Origin of the sequence: Micromonospora sp. NPDC093244, from assembly GCF_040683695.1 — a bacterium.
Classification (GTDB): domain Bacteria; phylum Actinomycetota; class Actinomycetes; order Mycobacteriales; family Micromonosporaceae; genus Micromonospora.
Window position 1 is genome coordinate 23,303 of record NZ_JBFBEO010000010.1, and the last position, 16,838, is coordinate 40,140.

16 protein-coding genes are annotated in these 16,838 nt (G+C 72.7%); 8 read left to right on the forward strand and 8 right to left on the reverse strand.

Features of this window, described 5'->3' with window-relative positions:
* The first annotated feature begins 69 nt into the window (after positions 1-69).
* Positions 70-675, forward strand: a complete 606-nt coding sequence (locus AB0N27_RS28815; RefSeq protein ID WP_364376523.1) for a class I SAM-dependent methyltransferase — start codon at positions 70-72, stop codon at positions 673-675.
* A 16-nt stretch (positions 676-691) separates the two neighbouring features.
* Here the strand turns inward: AB0N27_RS28815 and eccB are convergent, their stop codons facing one another.
* Complete coding sequence (gene eccB, locus AB0N27_RS28820) at positions 692-2,077, reverse strand: type VII secretion protein EccB (protein WP_364376526.1); 1,386 nt, start codon at positions 2,075-2,077, stop codon at positions 692-694.
* A gap of 127 nt (positions 2,078-2,204) precedes the next feature.
* On the opposite strand from eccB, the gene AB0N27_RS28825 reads away from it, so the two are divergent.
* The gene (locus AB0N27_RS28825; RefSeq protein WP_364376529.1) at positions 2,205-2,918 is read left to right on the forward strand and encodes a spermidine synthase; all 714 of its coding nucleotides are present in this window, start codon (positions 2,205-2,207) and stop codon (positions 2,916-2,918) included.
* Positions 2,919-3,121: 203 nt separating this feature from the next.
* Positions 3,122-3,298 carry a hypothetical protein gene (locus tag AB0N27_RS28830; RefSeq protein WP_364376533.1) on the forward strand — a complete coding sequence of 59 codons (177 nt, stop codon included), beginning with the start codon at positions 3,122-3,124 and terminating at the stop codon, positions 3,296-3,298.
* A 14-nt stretch (positions 3,299-3,312) separates the two neighbouring features.
* Here AB0N27_RS28830 and AB0N27_RS28835 read toward each other — a convergent pair whose 3' ends face one another.
* Positions 3,313-5,115, reverse strand: coding sequence for an acyl-CoA dehydrogenase (locus AB0N27_RS28835; RefSeq protein ID WP_364376536.1), 1,803 nt, complete (start codon positions 5,113-5,115; stop codon positions 3,313-3,315).
* A gap of 140 nt (positions 5,116-5,255) precedes the next feature.
* Here AB0N27_RS28835 and AB0N27_RS28840 point away from each other — a divergent pair, with 140 nt between their 5' ends.
* The 3 genes from AB0N27_RS28840 (at position 5,256) to AB0N27_RS28850 (ending at position 6,872) form a co-directional block, all read left to right on the forward strand.
* A complete protein-coding gene (locus AB0N27_RS28840) occupies positions 5,256-5,666 on the forward strand; it encodes an MmcQ/YjbR family DNA-binding protein (RefSeq protein ID WP_364376539.1) in 411 nt (136 codons plus the stop codon).
* A gap of 90 nt (positions 5,667-5,756) precedes the next feature.
* Positions 5,757-6,137, forward strand: a complete 381-nt coding sequence (locus AB0N27_RS28845) for a VOC family protein (protein ID WP_364376542.1) — start codon at positions 5,757-5,759, stop codon at positions 6,135-6,137.
* A 39-nt stretch (positions 6,138-6,176) separates the two neighbouring features.
* Complete coding sequence (locus AB0N27_RS28850; protein WP_364376545.1) at positions 6,177-6,872, forward strand: alpha/beta hydrolase; 696 nt, start codon at positions 6,177-6,179, stop codon at positions 6,870-6,872.
* On the opposite strand, the gene AB0N27_RS28855 is transcribed toward AB0N27_RS28850, so the two are convergent.
* The 3 genes from AB0N27_RS28855 to AB0N27_RS28865 are packed head-to-tail and all read right to left on the reverse strand — an operon-like array spanning position 6,793 to position 10,344.
* Entirely contained in the window at positions 6,793-8,136 is a 1,344-nt protein-coding gene (locus AB0N27_RS28855; protein ID WP_364376548.1) for an MFS transporter, read from the reverse strand. The two genes, AB0N27_RS28850 and AB0N27_RS28855, sit on opposite strands and share 80 nt — an antisense overlap.
* Entirely contained in the window at positions 8,133-8,729 is a 597-nt protein-coding gene (locus AB0N27_RS28860; protein WP_364376551.1) for a helix-turn-helix domain-containing protein, read from the reverse strand. Before AB0N27_RS28860 ends, AB0N27_RS28855 begins: the two co-directional genes overlap by 4 nt.
* 49 nt (positions 8,730-8,778) lie before the next feature.
* Positions 8,779-10,344 (reverse strand): LLM class flavin-dependent oxidoreductase, encoded by a 1,566-nt coding sequence (locus AB0N27_RS28865; RefSeq protein WP_364376554.1) that lies wholly within the window; start codon positions 10,342-10,344, stop codon positions 8,779-8,781.
* A 102-nt stretch (positions 10,345-10,446) separates the two neighbouring features.
* On the opposite strand from AB0N27_RS28865, the gene AB0N27_RS28870 reads away from it, so the two are divergent.
* Entirely contained in the window at positions 10,447-11,007 is a 561-nt protein-coding gene (locus tag AB0N27_RS28870) for a MarR family winged helix-turn-helix transcriptional regulator (RefSeq protein WP_364376557.1), read from the forward strand.
* Between the two features lie 95 nt (positions 11,008-11,102).
* Here AB0N27_RS28870 and AB0N27_RS28875 read toward each other — a convergent pair whose 3' ends face one another.
* The 3 genes from AB0N27_RS28875 to AB0N27_RS28885 all read right to left on the reverse strand — a co-directional run bounded on the left by AB0N27_RS28875 (position 11,103) and on the right by AB0N27_RS28885 (position 15,426).
* Positions 11,103-12,611, reverse strand: a complete 1,509-nt coding sequence (locus AB0N27_RS28875; protein ID WP_364376560.1) for a phosphoesterase — start codon at positions 12,609-12,611, stop codon at positions 11,103-11,105.
* A gap of 103 nt (positions 12,612-12,714) precedes the next feature.
* A complete protein-coding gene (locus tag AB0N27_RS28880) occupies positions 12,715-14,679 on the reverse strand; it encodes a Xaa-Pro dipeptidyl-peptidase (RefSeq protein ID WP_364376563.1) in 1,965 nt (654 codons plus the stop codon).
* Positions 14,680-14,763: 84 nt separating this feature from the next.
* Positions 14,764-15,426, reverse strand: coding sequence for a hypothetical protein (locus AB0N27_RS28885; RefSeq protein ID WP_364376566.1), 663 nt, complete (start codon positions 15,424-15,426; stop codon positions 14,764-14,766).
* A 404-nt stretch (positions 15,427-15,830) separates the two neighbouring features.
* Here AB0N27_RS28885 and AB0N27_RS28890 point away from each other — a divergent pair, with 404 nt between their 5' ends.
* Positions 15,831-16,793 carry a helix-turn-helix transcriptional regulator gene (locus AB0N27_RS28890; RefSeq protein WP_364376569.1) on the forward strand — a complete coding sequence of 321 codons (963 nt, stop codon included), beginning with the start codon at positions 15,831-15,833 and terminating at the stop codon, positions 16,791-16,793.
* Positions 16,794-16,838 lie beyond the last annotated feature (45 nt).

The following is a 16,838-nucleotide window of genomic DNA, read 5'->3' on the forward strand; positions in this document are numbered from 1 at the left end:
TCCACAGGTAGCCGGGCCGGCTCCCCGGGCCGCCCGCCGCGCCCCCGCCGGCCCGGCTACCGTGACCGTATGGCCAACCCGACCCGCTGGGCGACCGACACCGGTCCCGAGCACTCGCAGTGGTACATCGACCGGTTCCGCAAGCTCGCCGCCGAGGGCGCGGACCTGGCCGGCGAGGCCCGTCTGGTGGACACACTCGTCGCACCCGGGTCGCGCATCCTCGACGCCGGCAGCGGCACCGGCCGGGTCGGCGCCGCGCTGGCCCAGCGCGGGCACACAGTCGTCGGCGTGGACGCCGACCCCGCGCTGGTGAAGGCCGCCCGCGCCGACTACCCCGGCCCGCACTGGCTCGTCGCCGACCTGGCCGAACTGGACCTGCCCGCGCTGGGCGAGGCCGAGCCGTTCGACGCCGCCGTACTCGCCGGCAACGTCCTCGCGTTCGTCGCCGTCGGCACCGAGCCGGAGGTGCTGCGCCGGCTCGCCGGGCACCTGCGACCGGACGGCGTCCTGGCGGTCGGCTTCGGCACCGAACGCGGCTATCCGCTCACCGCGTTCGACGCCGACGCGGTCGCCGCCGGCCTGCGCCTGGAACACCGCTTCGCCACCTGGGACCTGCGGCCGTGGCGCGACGACGCGGACTTCGCGGTGAGCGTCCTGCGCCGCCCGGCCGACTGACCCCGCCCGCCCCGCCTCAGCCGGGGGCGGCGACGGCCCGCGCGGCCGCCGGGTCCAGGGTCGCGCCGGCCGGCACCAGGCTCACCAGGCCGGCCGGCAGCCGCACCGGACGCACGTCGCGGTAGCCGAGCATCGCGAGGACGGCCCGGTCGGCCACCACGTACCGCCGGCCCAGGTCGGTGACCACGGACACCGTGCCGCCGGACGCGCCGGGCGCCGCCACGGCCTCGACCACCGCGCCACGACCCGGCTCCACCACCACGTGGTCGGCCAGGACCGCGCCGCCGGCCGGCGCGGTCCGTGGAACGGCCGCCAGGTCCGGCAGCGGTACGCCCCAGCGCACCTCGCCCACCCCGCCGTCGTCACCGACGCGCGTGCAGAGGCCCGCGCCGTCGGCCCCGGCGAGCCGGGGCGGGACAGGTGGTGGGGCCGTCGGGCCGCTCGGGGTCAGGTCGGGCACCGTGGGCAGCGCGGCGAACTGCCCGAGCGTCATGGGCGCCGGCTCACCCTGGGCGGTGGTGGCCAGCAGCAGGCCGGCCTGCAACTCGGTGATCCCCGCCAACCCGGCGTCGAGCGCCACCGCGTACTGCCGACCGCCGCCGGAGTTGCGCACGAGGTAGACCTGGCCGACGCTGGCGCCCGGCACACCGGTGCTGGGCCGGCCCAGGTCGGGCAGGTCGAGCGGTGCCAGGTCGACGCCGGCGGGCAGGGCGTTGAGCAGGGCGGGCGCCACCGGCACCGCACGCGTACGGGTGGTGGCCAGGGCCGCCAGCACCCGGTTGGCGTCGCGGACCAGATAGCGCCGCTGGTGCCAGACCAGGTGCAGCCCACCGTCGGGGTGGCGCAGCAGCAGCGCGTCGTCGCCGAGCGGCCGCCCGCCGCCGGGCTCGGCGCCGATCAGCAGCGCGGAGCGGGGCCCCTCGCCGTCAGCACCGGCCGGGACCGCCGAGCAGACAGTCCACCCCGTCGTCGCCAGGCGGCCCGCGGCGGGCAGCGAGTCGGGTGCGTCGGCGATTCCCAGCGGCAGCCCGCGCGGCACGCCGTCGATCGAACGCCGCGAGACGAGCACTGTCTTCGAGGTGTCCGCGCCGACGATCAGCAACGCCGAGGCGTAGTTGAGCACCGGGTGCAGCTTCTGCTCGCGGTAGACGAACCGGGCGCCGGACTCCTTCTCGACGATGACCGCGCCCGGGTCCCGCCACCCCTTGCCACCGCCGGCGAACAGACCGTACAGCGCCGAGCCGCCCAACCCGATCGCCGCGACCAGGACGCTGGCCAGGCCGGCGCCCGCCAGCCGTCGAAACGGCGACTGCGCGGGGTCGGTCTCCCGCATGACCAGGGCGGCGACCGCCCGCTGGACGCTGAACTGGTAGGAGTGCAGCTGGTCCTGCCGCGACGGCATGAGGTCCCTTCCCACTGGATCGGCCGGGCACAGGATATGCGGTGCGTCGATGTCCCGTGGACCCTGCGTGGCCGGCGCGGCCCCGACGGATACCATGCGGGGACGAATCCGGCGGCGAGAGGGCACCGTGGGCGCGCGTTTCGAGGAGCTGGCCTGGCGGGAGACTCCGATCGGCGAGATCAGCCTGCGTCGGCGTCTCGACCCGGCACTGCAGGTCGAGGTGTACGAGGTCAAGCTCGACGACGAGTACCTGATGTCCAGCCTCTTCCCGGTCGCGGAGATCGAGCTGGCCCGGCTGGGCCTCGCCGCGCTGACCGGCGACGCCCTGGACGTGGTGGTCGGCGGCCTCGGTCTCGGTTACACGGCCAAGGCCGCGCTTGACGACCCGAGAGTCCGGTCGCTGCTGGTGGTCGAGGCGATCGAGGATGTCATCGACTGGCACCGGCGCGGCCTGCTGCCGTTCACCGCGGGGCTCGCGGAGGATCCGCGAACCCGCTTCGTCCAGGCCGACTTCTTCGCGGCGGTCGCCGGAGGCACCGGCTTCGACGCCGACGAGCCCGGGCGACGGTTCGACGCCGTGCTGCTCGATGTCGACCACTCACCACGCAACGTGCTGCACCCCAGCCACGCCGACTTCTACACGTCGCAGGGCCTCCGCCGGCTGGCCGCGCTCCTGCGCCCGGAGGGGGTCTTCGCGCTGTGGTCGGACGACCCACCCGACGACGCGTTCACCGCGACCCTCGGTGAGGTGTTCGGCACCACGCAGGCGCACGTCGTACCGTTCGCCAACCCCCTCACGGGCGGCCAGTCCGCCAACACCATCTACGTATCCCAACCCTGACGCCGCCCCTCTCTCCCCGCGCGCCCCGCGCCCCCTCGCCGCGTCGATCTTGCAGTTGCTGTCGCCGTCATGCCCTTCTCGGGTGTTTTTGTCGCGGCGGAAAGTGCAAGATCGGCGAGCGAGGGCGGGTTTGGGGTTTGTGGGGGCGGGAAGGTTGTTTTCGGGCTCGTCGCGTGGCGCGGCGACCGTCACTGGAGGTCGGGATGCGTGCCATGCTCTGGGTCGTCGGCGTGGTCGCCGGTGTGCTGATCCTGCTCGGGCTGATCCTCGAAGCGGTCCGCTGGCTGATCATCATCGGGCTGATCGCGCTCGTCGTGGTGATCGTGCTGGGCGTCGTCAAGGGACGACAGGCGATCAATCACCACACCCGACGACGCTGAGTGCGCGGGTCGGCTCAGAACCACTCCGTACGCATGTCCAGCACCGTGCGGTCCCGGTTGTCCAGCAGGTCGAACTGCGGGCCGGTACGGGGCAGCTCGACGGTGAGGAAGTAGCGGGCGGCCTGCCGCTTGCCGGCGTGGAACGCGTCGCCCGCGTCTACCGGCGGCAGCGCCAGCACCTGCTCCAACCACATCCACGCCACCACCACATGCCCGACGGCCTCCAGGTAGGTGCTGGCGTTGGCCAGTGCGAGCACCGGGTCGCCATCCGCCCAGAGTCGACGCGTCACCGCGACCACCCGGTCCACCGCGTCGGCGAGCCGGTCGGCCAGGTCGGCGGCCTCCCCACCGGCCTTGCGGCCCCGGGCCACGGTGTCCCTGATCGTTTCGGTCAGCAGCGACAGACCCGCGCCGTCACGCATGGTCATCTTGCGGCCGAGCAGGTCCAGGGCCTGGATGCCGTGGGTGCCCTCGTGGATCGGGTTGAGCCGGTTGTCCCGGTAGTGCTGCTCCACGTCGTGGTCGCGGGTGTAGCCGGCGCCGCCGAGCACCTGGATCGCCAGGTCGTTGGCGGCCAGACACCACTGCGACGGCCAGCTCTTGGTGATCGGGGTGAGCACCTCCAGCAGCAGGTGTGCCCGCTCACGGTCGGCGTCCGCCGGGGCGGTCTTCTCCTCGTCGAGCAGCTTCGCGCAGTAGAGCACCAGCGCGAGAGCCCCCTCCACGTAGCTCTTCTGCGCCAGCAGCATCCGTCGTACGTCGGGATGGTCGACGATCGGCACCTGCGGCGCGGCCGGGTCCTTGGCGCCGACCGGCCGGCCCTGCGGCCGTTCCCGGGCGTACGCGAGGCTCTTGAGATAGCCGGTGTAGCCCAGCGCGGTCGCACCGGCCCCCACGCCGATGCGTGCCTCGTTCATCATGTGGAACATCTGCGCCAGCCCCTGGTGCGGGGCGCCGACGAGGTGGCCCACCGCCCCGGGCCGGCCGTCGGGGGTGTGCCGGCCGTCGCCGAAGCTCAGCAGGGTGTTGGTGGTGCCCCGGAAGCCCATCTTGTGGTTGAGCCCGGCCAGCACCACGTCGTTGCGCTCGCCGAGCGACCCGTCCGCGCCGACCAGCACCTTGGGCACGATGAACAGCGAGATTCCCTTGACTCCGGGCGGCCCGCCGGGGATCCGGGCCAGCACCAGATGGACGATGTTCTCGGCCAGCTCGTGGTCACCGCCGGAGATCCACATCTTGGTGCCGAAGAGCCGGTAGGTGCCGTCGTCCTGCGGCTCGGCACGGGTGGTGATGTCGGCGAGCGAACTGCCCGCGTGCGGCTCGGACAGGCACATGGTGCCGAAGAACCGGCCGTCCAGCATGGGCCGTACGTAGGTGTCCACCTGGTCGGCGCTGCCGTACGTCAGCAGCAGATTGGCGTTGCCGAGGGTGAGCATCGGGTACGCGGAGGTGGCCACGTTGGCGGCCTGGAACCAGGCGAAGCAGGCAGCGGCGACGGCGTGCGGCAGTTGCAGGCCGCCGACGGACTCGTCCAGCCCGGCGGTGAGCAGGCCGGTCTCGGCGAAGCTGTCCAGTGCCGCCCGGATCTGCGGGATGAGCCGCACCCGCTGCCCGTCGAAGGTGGGCTCGGTGAGGTCGGCCGCCCGGTTGTGCGGGGCGAACTGCTCGGTGGCCACCCGCTCGGCGAGGTCCAGCGCGTCGTCGAACGTCTCCCGGGAGTGCTCGGCGTAGCGGGGACGCTCGACGAGGTGGGCCACCCGCAGCCAGTCGTACAGCAGGAAGTCCAGGTCACGGCGGGAGAGCAGGGTGGACGACACGGTACTCCTCAGCGGGCACGGGGCGGGTCGGCGCGGGCGACGGCCCGACATCGCCCCGGCCCATACTGGCGGATCGACCGGGCGCACACCACAGCCGGCCACTCGGGGACGTGTCGTACCCGGTCACTAGGGTCCGGCCCGTGAGCGCGCCCGGAGACGTCGACCCCGAGATCCTCGACCGGCTGCGTCCGATCTGCCGTGGGCTGCCGGAGACGTACGAGGAGCCGGCCTGGGTGGGCGTCCGCTGGCGGATCCGCAGACGGACCTTCGCCCACGTGCTCACCGTCGATCCGGCCCGGCAGGCGGTGCACGCGCGCGCGGCGGCGCTCGACCGGCCGGCCTGCCTGCTGGTCTTCCGGTCGCCGCTCGACGAGATCGCCGGCCTCCTGGGCTGTGGGTACCCCTTCTACAAGCCGGACTGGGGCCGGGACGTGATGGGCATGGTCCTGTCCGACGACACCGACTGGGACGAGGTCGGCGAGCTGCTCACGGAGAGCTACTGCGTGCTGGCGCCCAAACGGCTCGCCGCCCTGGTCGACCGCCCGGTGTGAGAGCGGCGGGCGTTTCACGGCCACCGCCGCTGGACCACCGCTGAGCGACGGGGCGGGCGGGGCGGCGGAGTCGTCGATATTCTGCCTCGCATGCATCGAAGCCGTGTGTACGCGTTGCTCATCGACGCGCCGGAGGCGGAGGCGGCCCGGGCGGCGGAGTTCTGGTCCGCGGCCCTGGGTGCGCCCACCCGCACCCATCCCGAGGAGCCGCAGTTCGTCGGTCTGCACGAGGCCCTGCCGGGGCTGGTCACCGCCGTTCAGGCGGTCGACGACGCGCCGCGCTACCACCTCGACATCGAGACCGACGACGTGGCGGCCGAGACCGCCCGGCTGATCGGTCTGGGCGCGACCGAGGTGACGCGGTGGCTGGAATGCCGGATCCTTCGGGCGCCCGGTGGCCACCTGCTGTGCGTGCTGCCGGTGGAGAGCCCACCGGAGGTCTTCGCGGCGCAGGCCCGCACCTGGTCCTGAACCGTCGGGCTGTCACAGCTCGACGCTAGGGTCCCCGCCATGGCTGAATTCGTTTTGGTGGCAGGGGCGTGGCTGGGCTCGTGGGCGTGGGACGAGGTGGCTCCGCAGCTGCGTGCGGCCGGGCACGGCGTCCATCCGCTGACCCTCTCCGGTCTGGCCGAGAGGCGGGACGCGCCCGCCGGGCAGCAGACCCACGTGCGGGACATCGTCGGTGAGATCGAGCGACGGGACCTGCGCGATGTGGTGCTGGTCGGGCACAGCTACTCGGGCATCCCGGTGGGGCAGGCCGCCGAGCGGATCGGCGACCGGCTGACCCGGGTGGTCTTCGTCGACGCGGAGGTGCCTGTCGACGGCCTGTCGTTCGCGTCCGGCTGGTGGCAGGGTCGGGAGGTGTTCGAGGCGCTGATCGCCGACAACGGGGGTGTCTGGCCGCCGCTGGCCGCGGCCGAGTTCGACGGCCAGGGGCTCGCCGACGAGCAGGTCGCCCGACTGATCGAGGGCGCCACCCCGCATCCGGGGGCGACGCTTACCGAGCCGGCGGTGCTCGACCGCCCGCTGGGCGAGGTGCCGGCGACGTACATCAAGTGCCTGCTCGACGGCCCGGAGCCCAACGACACAGTCGCCGGCCTGCTGACCGGCGAGCAGTGGCGTCTGGTCACGATGGACACCGGCCACTGGCCGATGTTCTCCCAGCCGACCGAGCTGGCGCGGTTGCTGCTGGCGGCGGCCGGCTGACCGGCGGCCATTCCGTCGCCTCGTCGATGCTGGCGATGCGGCGTACCGGCGAGGCGAGCAGCCAGAGCACGGCGAGGGTGCCGCCCAGGCCGGCGACGACGAGGGCCGGCCGCAGCCCGACGGCGGTGCCCAGCGCGCCGCCGACCAGCGCCCCCAGCGGCCGGACGCCGTAGTTGACGGCGCTGTACGCACCGGCCCGGCGGCCGCGGGCGTCGTCGGGCGTGACAGCGGTCAACAGCGCGTTGAGGTTGATGTCCATCAGCATCACCCCGAAGCTGGAGACCAGCTCGATGGCCGCCAGCATGGTGATCTTCGCCCAGGTGGGGCCGGTGATCAGGGCGGTCAGCGCCAGCGGCGCGGAGAACAGCACCACCCCGATCATCGTGGTACGGCCCAACCCGATGGCCCGTGCGATGCGGGGGGCCAGCGCCGCGCCCACCAGCCCGCCGGGTGCCCCGGCGGCGAAGGCCAGACCGATGGCACCGGCCGACAGGTCGAGGTCACGGCTCGCGTACAGCACCAGCAGGGCCGAGGCGATGAAGGTGAAGAAGTTGACAGTGCTGGTGCAGCCGAGCGCGGCGCGCAGCACCGGGTGGCGCAGCACCATCACCAGCCCTTCGCGGACCATGCCGAGAGTGGACGTCCGGCGCGGCGGCGGGGGCGGCTCGGTCACCGGGATGCGGCGCAGCAGCAGCGCCGAGCCGAGGAAGGACACCGCGTCGACGACGATCGCCACCGGCGCGCTGAGCGCCTGGACCAGCCCACCGCCGACGGCCGGCCCGGCGATGAAGGACAGCGACCGGCTCATGCTCAGCTTGCTGTTCGCGTCCACGTACGCCGACCGGGGCACCAGCGCGACGAAGAACGCCTGGTGCGCCATGGCGAACAGCACCGCCCCGACGCCGGTGAGCAGCGCCACCAGGTAGAGCTGGGTGAGGGTGATCGCGTCGAACAGGTAGGCCACCGGCAGGCTCAACAACACGGCCGCCCGGATCAGGTCCGCGATGATCAGAAGCCGCCGTTTGTGGGTGCGCTGGTCCACCCACGCGCCCAGGAACAGGCCCAGCAGGTTGGGCAGCCAGATCAACGCGGTGAGGACACTCACCTGAAGGGGCGTCGCGGTGAGCAGGGAGACGGCGATCAGCGGCAGGGCCAGTTCGCTGATCCGGTCGCCGAACTGCGAGACCGTCTCGCCGATCCAGAAGGTGCGGAACCGCCTGTCCCGATGCAGGGCGGGCGGGGGCGCGGTGTCGACAGTGGTCATGACGTGGACGTGTCGTCGCCGGGTTCGGGCAGCAGGTAGCGCAGCATCCGCACGATCCGCGCGCCGTCCGGTGGTGTCTCGTCGTCCTTGCGCCGCACGTACGGGGCGAGCAGCTCCTCGATGGCGTTCTCCAGCTCCCGCAGCTCGTCGGGTGTGGCGACGAACTGGGTGTCGGCGACCCCGGCCAGCCCTCGCCATTCGGCGTCCAGCCGGGGCTCCTCGCGCAGCAGCCACTGCTGCGGGGTGTCCGCGTACCTGGCGAACATCTCGCCGCGCAGCTGCCGGCCGGCGGCCTGCCCCTCGGCGTCGTCGGGCAGGCTGAAGCGGAAGCCCCGGGCGGCTGCCTGCCACCAGCGTTCCCGCTTGCTGGCGGTGCCCTCGGCGTCGGTGACCAGGCCGAACGTGGCGAGGTGCCGCAGGTGCCAGCTGACCACCGACGGGGTGGCGCCGACGTGCGGTGAGAGCCCGGTGGCGGTGGCCGGGCCGTGCCGCTGGAGCCGGTCGAGGATGGCGAGCCGCACCGGATGGGCGAGCGCCCGCAGCGCCTGCGGCTCGGTGATCTCGAAATCCCCGTACGGGTTCTTGAGAGACATGTTTCGAAAGTAGTCTCTCACGTTATCCGGGGGCAACCCCCAGGGGCGGTCAGCTCACCCCCAACCGCGCCAACGGCTCGACCAGCTCGCGCTCCTCGTAGCTGAGGTGCGACAGCAGGGTGTCGGTCAGCAGGTTCACCGCGGCGCGCAGCTCGGCCAGGCCGTCCGGTGCTCCGACGTACGCCACCAGGGCGCGATCGACCCCCTCCAGCACGTCGTGGATGACGTGGTGCTCCTGCTCCAGCCGGTCGATGACCGGACGCAGCCGGGGATCGGCCTGCCGCAGGCGCGGGAAGAGCGCCTGGTCCTCGATGGTGTGGTGGGTGGTGACGATGCGGCAGTACGACTCGCAGTACGCGCCGAGCGTCCACCGGTTCTGCCGCATGGTCATCGTGTTGATGTGGGAACGGGCGGTGCCGGCGTCGATCTCACCTGCCGCGACCTGCTCGATGAGATCGTGGATCTGGGCCAACTCGCCCCGCAGCCCGTCGTGCACCTGCACCAGGTGCTGGCCGTTCGCCTGCTCGTGCGCGGTGTAGGTGCGCGTCGGATCGGGCGCCGGTCCGGTCGGGCGGGCCGACTCGTCCCACACCTGGCGGTCACTGAGCCGCCGGCCGTCGTCGGGGGTCGGCACCACGGCGAAGGCGCCGGCGGTCACCCTCGCCCGCGCCGGGGGCGCCGCCGGCGTGACGGCCACCGGCGGCACCGCGGCGGGCGCGTCGCCCCGCTCGCGCTCGGTGGCCACCAGCTCGCGGACGGCGGGCGCCACCTCGCCGGCGAACCGGCGCAGGTCGTCGGGGTCGTCGCTGGCGAGGATGAACGTGCTGACGCCGTCGCCCAGAGCCAGCTCGGCCAGCTCGCGCGCCCACTGCTCGGCGGGGCCGTTCAGCTGTCCGCGCCCGACCGTCGAGAACGTGCCGGAGATGTTGAGCAGCCGGCGCACATCCCGGGGCGAGCGGCCCGCTTCGCGCGCGGCGTCGTCGATGACGGCGTTGCCCTTGGCCAGATCACCGGGCTGGAGGTAGCCCAGTGAGGGCAGCCAACCGTCGGCGCGGCGGCCGGTGAGCGCCAGCATGCGCGGCTTGTACGCGCCCAGCCAGATCGGCACCGCGTGGGCGGGGGCCGGCCCGCGCTTGGCGCCGACCACCCGGTGGAACTCGCCGTCGACCCGGACGCCGCCGCGCGCCTCGGCGTCCCAGATCTGCCGGATGACCTCGATGCCCTCCTCCAGCGCCCGTACGCCCTCGCCGGCGGTCAGCCGTCGACCGCCCATCGCCTCGATGGCGTCCCAGAACGCGCCCGCGCCGAGACCCAGCGCGACCCGGCCGTCGGTGAGCAGGTCCAGGCTGGCGACGCTGCGGGCGAGCACCGCAGGTGGGCGCAGCGGCAGGTTCGTGACGTTCGCCGACAGCTGCACCCGGTCGGTGCGGGCCGCCACGAAGCTCAGCAGCGTCCAGGTGTCGAGGAACCGTGGCTGGTACGGGTGGTCCTGGAAGGTCACGAGGTCGAGCCCGACCTGCTCGGCCAGGACGGCGAGACCGACGGTGCGGTCCGGATCGTCGTTGCCGGGCGTGGTGAACGAGCCGAAGATCAGCTCGTGGCCGTAGTCGCTCATCGGCGAGCCTCCCGTTCCGCGCAATGCGTCATGCGCACAACCTTATGCCAGACAGAACATCTGTTGCCAACAAGGTATGCCGTGCTGCGCTATTGTCGTCCTATGACGGGTGCCACCGACCGGCCGGACCGGCCCGATCCGCTCGACGACGACCTGGGCTGGATGCTCGGGATCGTGTTCCGGGGCCACGTCAAGGCGGCCGAGCACGCCCTGGCCGACTTCCCCGGTGGCCCGCGCGGCTACCAGGTGCTCACCGCCGCCGCCAACGGCCCGGCCCGCAACCAGGGCGCGATCGCCGAGGAACTCGGCATCGACCGCACGGTGCTCACGTACCTGATCGACGACCTGGAGCGGCCCGGGTTCGTCGCCCGACGGGCGGACCCGGCCGACCGACGCAGCCGGCTGGTGGACGTCACCGACACCGGCCGGGCGGCCTGGGAGCAGCGACGGCGGGCGCTGCGACAGGTCGAGGCACACCTGCTGGGGGCGCTCACGCCTGCCGAGTCGGCGACGCTGCGGGCCCTGCTGCAACGCGTCGCCTGCTCGACCCAGGCGACCGACCCGCTGCGGAACCTCTGCGAGGTGGTCGAGCAGGTGCGGTCAGACACGACCGAGCCACCGACCGGCGCGCGCCGGGCCGGCCGCCGCACCGGCGCCTCCTGAGCACCAGCCGCCGGCGCCGGATTCGGCACGGGTCCGCTGGCGCCGCCCGACAGTGGTGCGTCGAGCGGCTCCGGCGGGCCCGCTGCGCCTGTGGGTCAGCGCACGTGCACGAAGACCGGGTTCGAGTAGAACCACAGGTCGTCCCACGGGCTCTCCAGCCCGTCGGCGAGCGGCTCGGCCTCGTCGGTGCTGGTGCCGCGCACCCGCGCGTACGTGTCGGCCTCGACGTTGCGCAGGGTGTGCCTGATGACGTACTCGTCGCCCTGTCGACGCCAGTCGCGCGGGCCGAACCGGGCCACCACGCTCGTGGTGGGGTTGGTGTCGGCGTCCGGGTTGGCGCTCGGCCCGGTGATCTGACCGACGATCAGGTCGACCCGGCGGACCTCGGGGCGGTCCCCGTTGGCGTTCACGCCACCCAGCGGGCGGAACCGGATCTCGATCTCGACGTCGGTGCGGCCGCGGCGGCTGAGGGTGATGGTCTCGCCCACCTCGGCCGTCCTCCCCTGCGACCTGGCTGTCACATCGAGGCCACGGATCAGGTCACCCGTGGTCACCCAGATCCGGCCGTTGCGCAGGCCGTCCATGATGTCGCCGTAGTCCTGACGGGCGTGCACGTAGGTCTTGCTGTACTCCCCCGGCCAGAAGTCCGAGCCGCCGCGCGTCCAGTGCACGTGCGAGTCCGACGTCGCGGTGATCCACCAGCGGCGGCCCTCACCGAGCAGCGAATCCCAGAGACCACCGACCCGCGCGGTCATCTGGTCGAAGCCGCCGTAGGTGGGGTGGTTGCCGTACCCGCCCCGCTTGCCCCCGTTGAGCGGCCCCGCCTGGTGCCCGGGAGCCCCCTCGAAGCCGATGTAGACGTCCGGCGCGGCGTTGTTACCGTTGCGGAACTCGCGTGGCGTGTCCTGGCCGTAGACGCCGAGGCCGGGCGCCGAGCGGGACGCGTGGTGGGCGATCACGAGCGGCTTGTGCGGCATCCCCCGCGCGACCTTGAGGAACTCCACCATCCTGGCCTCGGTGTCGCGGGCCGGGTCGGTGGGGAACGCGTCGTACTTGGCGAACCGGCTCTCCAGCTCGAAGAGCTGCTTCGCCTCGTCGTCGTGGCGCGGGATCATCAAAGTGTGGTGGTCGAGCGACGGCGCGTCGAACTCCATGCCCCAGAACTGGAGCACCTCGGGAACCAGCTTGCGCGAGCGCAGCAGGTCGGGGTACGCCTGCTCGATGTTCACCTTGGAATGCGTCGGTCCACCGTGGTCGGTGCACATGGCCCAGGTCAGGCCGAAGTTCTTGGCCATGATGGCGTTGGTGACGATCGGGTAGACGGCGTCCGCGCCCTTGTGGAAGACGATAGGGCTCTTCGTCGTGTCGAACTCGCCGCTGTACTCGGAGTGGACGTGGTGGTCGCCCGCACGCCACGACCGGTTCTTCGCGGCGCCCCTGTCGCTCGTGTCGCCGGCCGGCCGGCGCTCCTCGTCGGCCCACGCCGCGCCGGCCCCCACCAGCGGGCTGGCCGCGGCAAGCGTCGCGCCGACGCCTGCGTACTTGACCAGCTTGCGCCGCGACAGCTGCGCGTGCTCGGCCTGTTCGGATTGCTTGTCTCTCACCTGAAAGCCTCTCCTCGATCAAGCGGATGCTCTTTCGATCAAGAAGCCTCGAAGAGGGTGATGAACAGGTGTTGTACGTGGCGCGGGGCGACGATGAACTGATTCAGGGCACCTGCCGGTTGTCCGGCGCCGTCCGGGCCGACGACCGCTCGGCCGGCGCGGTTACCACCGACGGCGCGACGGCGACGCCGGGCAGCCCAGCCCGGCCGGTGACCGGAAGGACCAACTCGCTGCGACCCAGGTCGACCCGGACGGTGGCGTCGCGGTCGTCGGTCTCGGTGAAGTCCGGGTCGCTCTGACCGAGCACCAGGCCGAGCAGGTGCCCGGCCGGCACCACCGCGTCGTACGCGTTCAACGGCACCGTCACCGTGTGCCACCGGTCCGGGAGCAGCGGGCTGGTGAACCGCAGCGAGCGGTGGTGCGCGGCGTCGAGCCATCCCCGGGTCAGCACGGCGTGGTCGGTGACCGCGGTGATCTCCTCGGTGTCCCGGTAGCAGGCGTCGTCGGCGGCCGTCGACGCTCCCCAGCAGGACTCGGTGGTCAGCGTCCGCACACCCTCGGAGCTGTCGTAGCGGATCCGCTCGGCGCTGCCGTAGTCGACGAGCCGGGCGGTCAGCTCCGTGGTCGGGCGGTCCACCCGGATCCGCAGCCGCACCGACGGGCTGCCGGAGATTCGCAAAGGTGCGGTGAGCGCACCGGAGAGGAACACCAGCCGGCCGGAGGCCGCGCTGTTCGGCTCGGCCACCAGTGCGTCCTCGGACAGCGACTCGTCGACGTACGCCCGCTCCAGACCCGGCCGCGCGCCGCGCCCGCCGAGCGTCCCGGTCACGCCGTCGCCGGCGCCGAGGGCGACCCGCACGTCCCGGGTGCCGGGGGCGGGCCAGTCCCGCTGGGTCGTCCAGGTGCCCGGAGCGGTCTCCAGGTCGACCCGGGGCTCGTCCATCACGCCGTTGCGCAGCCCCTGCAACCAGTAGTCGAACCAGCGGTGCAGCGCGTCCACCCAGGCGCCGCGCCGGACGTCGAACGGGTCCTCGTGGCCGGCCTGGTAGAGCCAGAGCTTGCGGGGCACGCCCTGCTCGGCCAGCTCCTGCCACCAGCGGGCGAACTGGTTGGTCGTGACGTTCAGGTCGTTCACGCCGTGCGCCACGAACACGCTGGCCCGGACCCGCCCGGCCGAGGGCCGGTAGTCGCGCTGCGCCCAGAACCCGTTGCGGTCGCCGGTCTCCTCCGCGCTGTCCGACCGCAGTCGGGCCAGGACGTCGGCGCACGCCTGCTCGCCGCGCCCGTTGACGTACGAGTGCAGGTAGCCGGGGTAGTCGGCGGCGCGCAGGACACCGTTGTACCGCATGTAGTCGTACCAGCTGGAGATCGCCGAGATCGGCACGATCGTGGCCAGCCCCGGCACGCCTGTGGCGGCGACCCCGTTGGCGACCGAGCCGTCCCACGACTTGCCGATCATGCCGACCCGTCCGGTGCTCCAGGCGGCGCTCACCTGTCGCCCGTCGGCGGCGTACGCGCGGGCGCGCCCGTTGAGCCAGTCCACCACTGCGGTGGCGCTGCCCACCTCGGCCGGGCCGCCGACGTCCTCGCAGCCGGTGGAGCGGGCGGTGCCGGCCAGGTCGGCGGCGACGAACGCGTACCCGCGCGGGACGAAGTAGTTGTCGTAGAACAGCGGAGCCTTGGCGATCACGCCTGCCGCGTCGTACGTCTTGCGTTCGCTCTCGTTGCCCCGACCGCAGCAGAGGTAGTAGGGCGACGCGTCCATGATGACCGGTACCCGGACCCCGGCGGCGGCCGCCTCGCGCGGTCGGACGACGTCCACGGCCACCCGGTCCCGTACGCCGTCGCCGTCGCTGTCGGCCCGTGTCTCGACCCAGACGCTCTCGCGGATGGCGTCGGCGTAGGAGTAGACGGGGACCGTCTCGGTGCCGACGACGTGCGGCGGGGACGGCCGGTGCCGGGTGGTCGGGTCGGCGGCCGCGGGAGCGGCGGGAGCGGCGAACAGCGCCGCGACCAGCAGGCCGGCCAGGGTGCTGGCGACCCCGGCGCGGGTACGGGCGGTCGACATCGGTGTCCTCCCGGGGTGCGACGCGTGGATCACATTCCATCGCATCGATGTCCCCTTGCCTAGTGCCACGGCGGCGAGTCGTTGTCAGATCCGGGCGCGGGGCAGCCAGCCCAGGAACCGGAGTCGCGCCCGGGGCAGTGGCAGGGTCGGCAGATCCTCGGCTGCGGCGACGAGACAGGAGCCGAGGTAGACGGCGAGGGAGGCGCGCGCCCCACCGAACTCGGCGAGCAGTTGACTCTGCTTGGTGGCGCAGGGCCACTCCCGACCGCAGCCCGTGCAGGTCCAGCTCGGCGGGTTGGGAAGGTGTTCGGGCAGCTTCGGTCGCTGGTACCGGCCCACGACGCTGTTGTCGGCGCGCACGTCCCGTCGCCGGGGAGCGGGGCCGGCGTTGCGGTGCGCGGGTGGCCGGGGCGCGGGCAGATAGCGCCGGACGGTGCCCAGGAGCACCCCGACGCGGATCAGGGCGTCGGGTCCCACGTGCTGGGCCAGCAACGCGGTGAGCAGGTAGTGCCCGAGCAGGTCGAAGGAGTCCCGGTTCAGCCGCAGGTCGCGGCACAGGTCGACGAACTCGGGTGTGGTCAGTGGCACCCGGTCGTCCAGAGCGCGGCGGAGCACCTCGCGCAGCGCGACTCCCAGGTTCTCCAGGGCGTCGCCCTCGCCCAGTCCCAGGCTGTCCTCGTCCGCCACCCGCGCCAACGCCTCGGCCACCGCCAGTCGTACGACGCGATCCGGATCGCTTATGTCCAACGTCCACCCCCATCACGTGGCCGGATTCCCGGCGGCGTTCCCGGACTCCGGTGCGGCGTCCGGGAGATCATTGACAAGATTTCGTCGCGGTGGGCGGGGCGACTAGAACAACGGGCGCAGGATCGCCGCGTCGATAGCCGGAATGCGAAGTGGACTCAGGAGCCGGCCAAAAGGTCAGCGACACGCCGCTGGCTACCGTATGGTGGAATTCCCATTAATGGATATGCGAATAGTTGGGAATCCTTAAAGCCCGGTCCAGTCCGACAACGCTCGACCGCCACCACCGCCGAACCGCCGGTCAGCACCGTGCCGCGACCCACCGGCCCGTGCGCCCGGACACGTCCCGACCACACCGCCGGCCCTGGTGGACCACCGGCGGGTCCTTTCCCGGACGGAGACAGCGGATGACGTCATCAGTGCAGACCCGAGGATTCGACAGCCGCGACCCGGCGGCCATCCACCGTTTCCTGGCCAGCACGTACGAGGCGGACCTGCGCATCCGCGCCGAGGAGACCGGATACCACCTCGTTCACCAACGCGTCGACACCGGGCCGTTCGCCCTCGCCGCCACCGGCCAGACCGCGCATCTCGACATCGAGGTCGACGACATCGACGGGTTGGTCGTCTGCCGTAGCCGCACCGCCCTCATCGACCGCACCTGCGAGGGATCCACCCACCGGTTCGGTCCGGGCGACGTCTTTCTCACCACCCGGCCCGGCCGGCGGTTCAGCCTGCACTGGCAGCCTGGTCTGGTGGAACTCTGCGTCCTGGACCTCGCGATGCTGACGCAGGTGGCGACCGCCGCGCCGGGCCGGCGGCCCGGCCGGATCCGGTTCACCGACCTGGGCGCCGCAAACGCGCTCCTCGCCCGGCAGTGGCGAAAGACCACCAGCTACATCAGCGACGTCGTCCTGAGCAACCCGAGCGCCCGGGTCCAGCCGCTGGTGGTCGGCAACGCCGCGCGGATGCTCGCCGCGGCGGCGCTGGCGATCTTTCCCAACACGGCCTTCACCGACGAGACAGCCGCGGACCGCCGCGACGCCAGCACGGCCACCCTGCGCCGCGCCATCGCCTTCATGGAGGAGAACGCCGACCGGGACATCAGCGCGGCAGACATCGCCGGCGCCGCCGCCGTCTCCCTGCGGGCCGTGCAACTCGTGTTCCGCCGCCACCTCGGCACCACCCCGATGGCGTACCTGCGCGGGATCCGCCTCGACCGCGCCCACCACGACCTCGTCCGGGCCGACCCTCGACGGGAGACCGTGTCGGCGATCGCCAGCCGGTGGGGGTTCGCCAGCCACAGCAGGTTCACCGCCCGGTACCACGCCAGCTACGGCGTACCGCCCCGCGAGACGCTCCGCGCCTGAGACGGCTCCGGGACCCGCCTTGTGACACCGCCACGCACCGGCGAC

Coding starts and splice junctions, on each gene's coding strand:
- AB0N27_RS28815 (WP_364376523.1), top strand. CDS start 70: ATGGCCAACCCGACCCGCTGGGCGACCGACACCGGTCCCGAGCACTCG.
- eccB (WP_364376526.1), bottom strand. CDS start 2,077: ATGCCGTCGCGGCAGGACCAGCTGCACTCCTACCAGTTCAGCGTCCAG.
- AB0N27_RS28830 (WP_364376533.1), top strand. CDS start 3,122: ATGCGTGCCATGCTCTGGGTCGTCGGCGTGGTCGCCGGTGTGCTGATC.
- AB0N27_RS28845 (WP_364376542.1), top strand. CDS start 5,757: ATGCATCGAAGCCGTGTGTACGCGTTGCTCATCGACGCGCCGGAGGCG.
- AB0N27_RS28850 (WP_364376545.1), top strand. CDS start 6,177: ATGGCTGAATTCGTTTTGGTGGCAGGGGCGTGGCTGGGCTCGTGGGCG.
- AB0N27_RS28855 (WP_364376548.1), bottom strand. CDS start 8,136: ATGACCACTGTCGACACCGCGCCCCCGCCCGCCCTGCATCGGGACAGG.
- AB0N27_RS28860 (WP_364376551.1), bottom strand. CDS start 8,729: ATGTCTCTCAAGAACCCGTACGGGGATTTCGAGATCACCGAGCCGCAG.
- AB0N27_RS28865 (WP_364376554.1), bottom strand. CDS start 10,344: ATGAGCGACTACGGCCACGAGCTGATCTTCGGCTCGTTCACCACGCCC.
- AB0N27_RS28870 (WP_364376557.1), top strand. CDS start 10,447: ATGACGGGTGCCACCGACCGGCCGGACCGGCCCGATCCGCTCGACGAC.
- AB0N27_RS28880 (WP_364376563.1), bottom strand. CDS start 14,679: ATGTCGACCGCCCGTACCCGCGCCGGGGTCGCCAGCACCCTGGCCGGC.
- AB0N27_RS28890 (WP_364376569.1), top strand. CDS start 15,831: ATGACGTCATCAGTGCAGACCCGAGGATTCGACAGCCGCGACCCGGCG.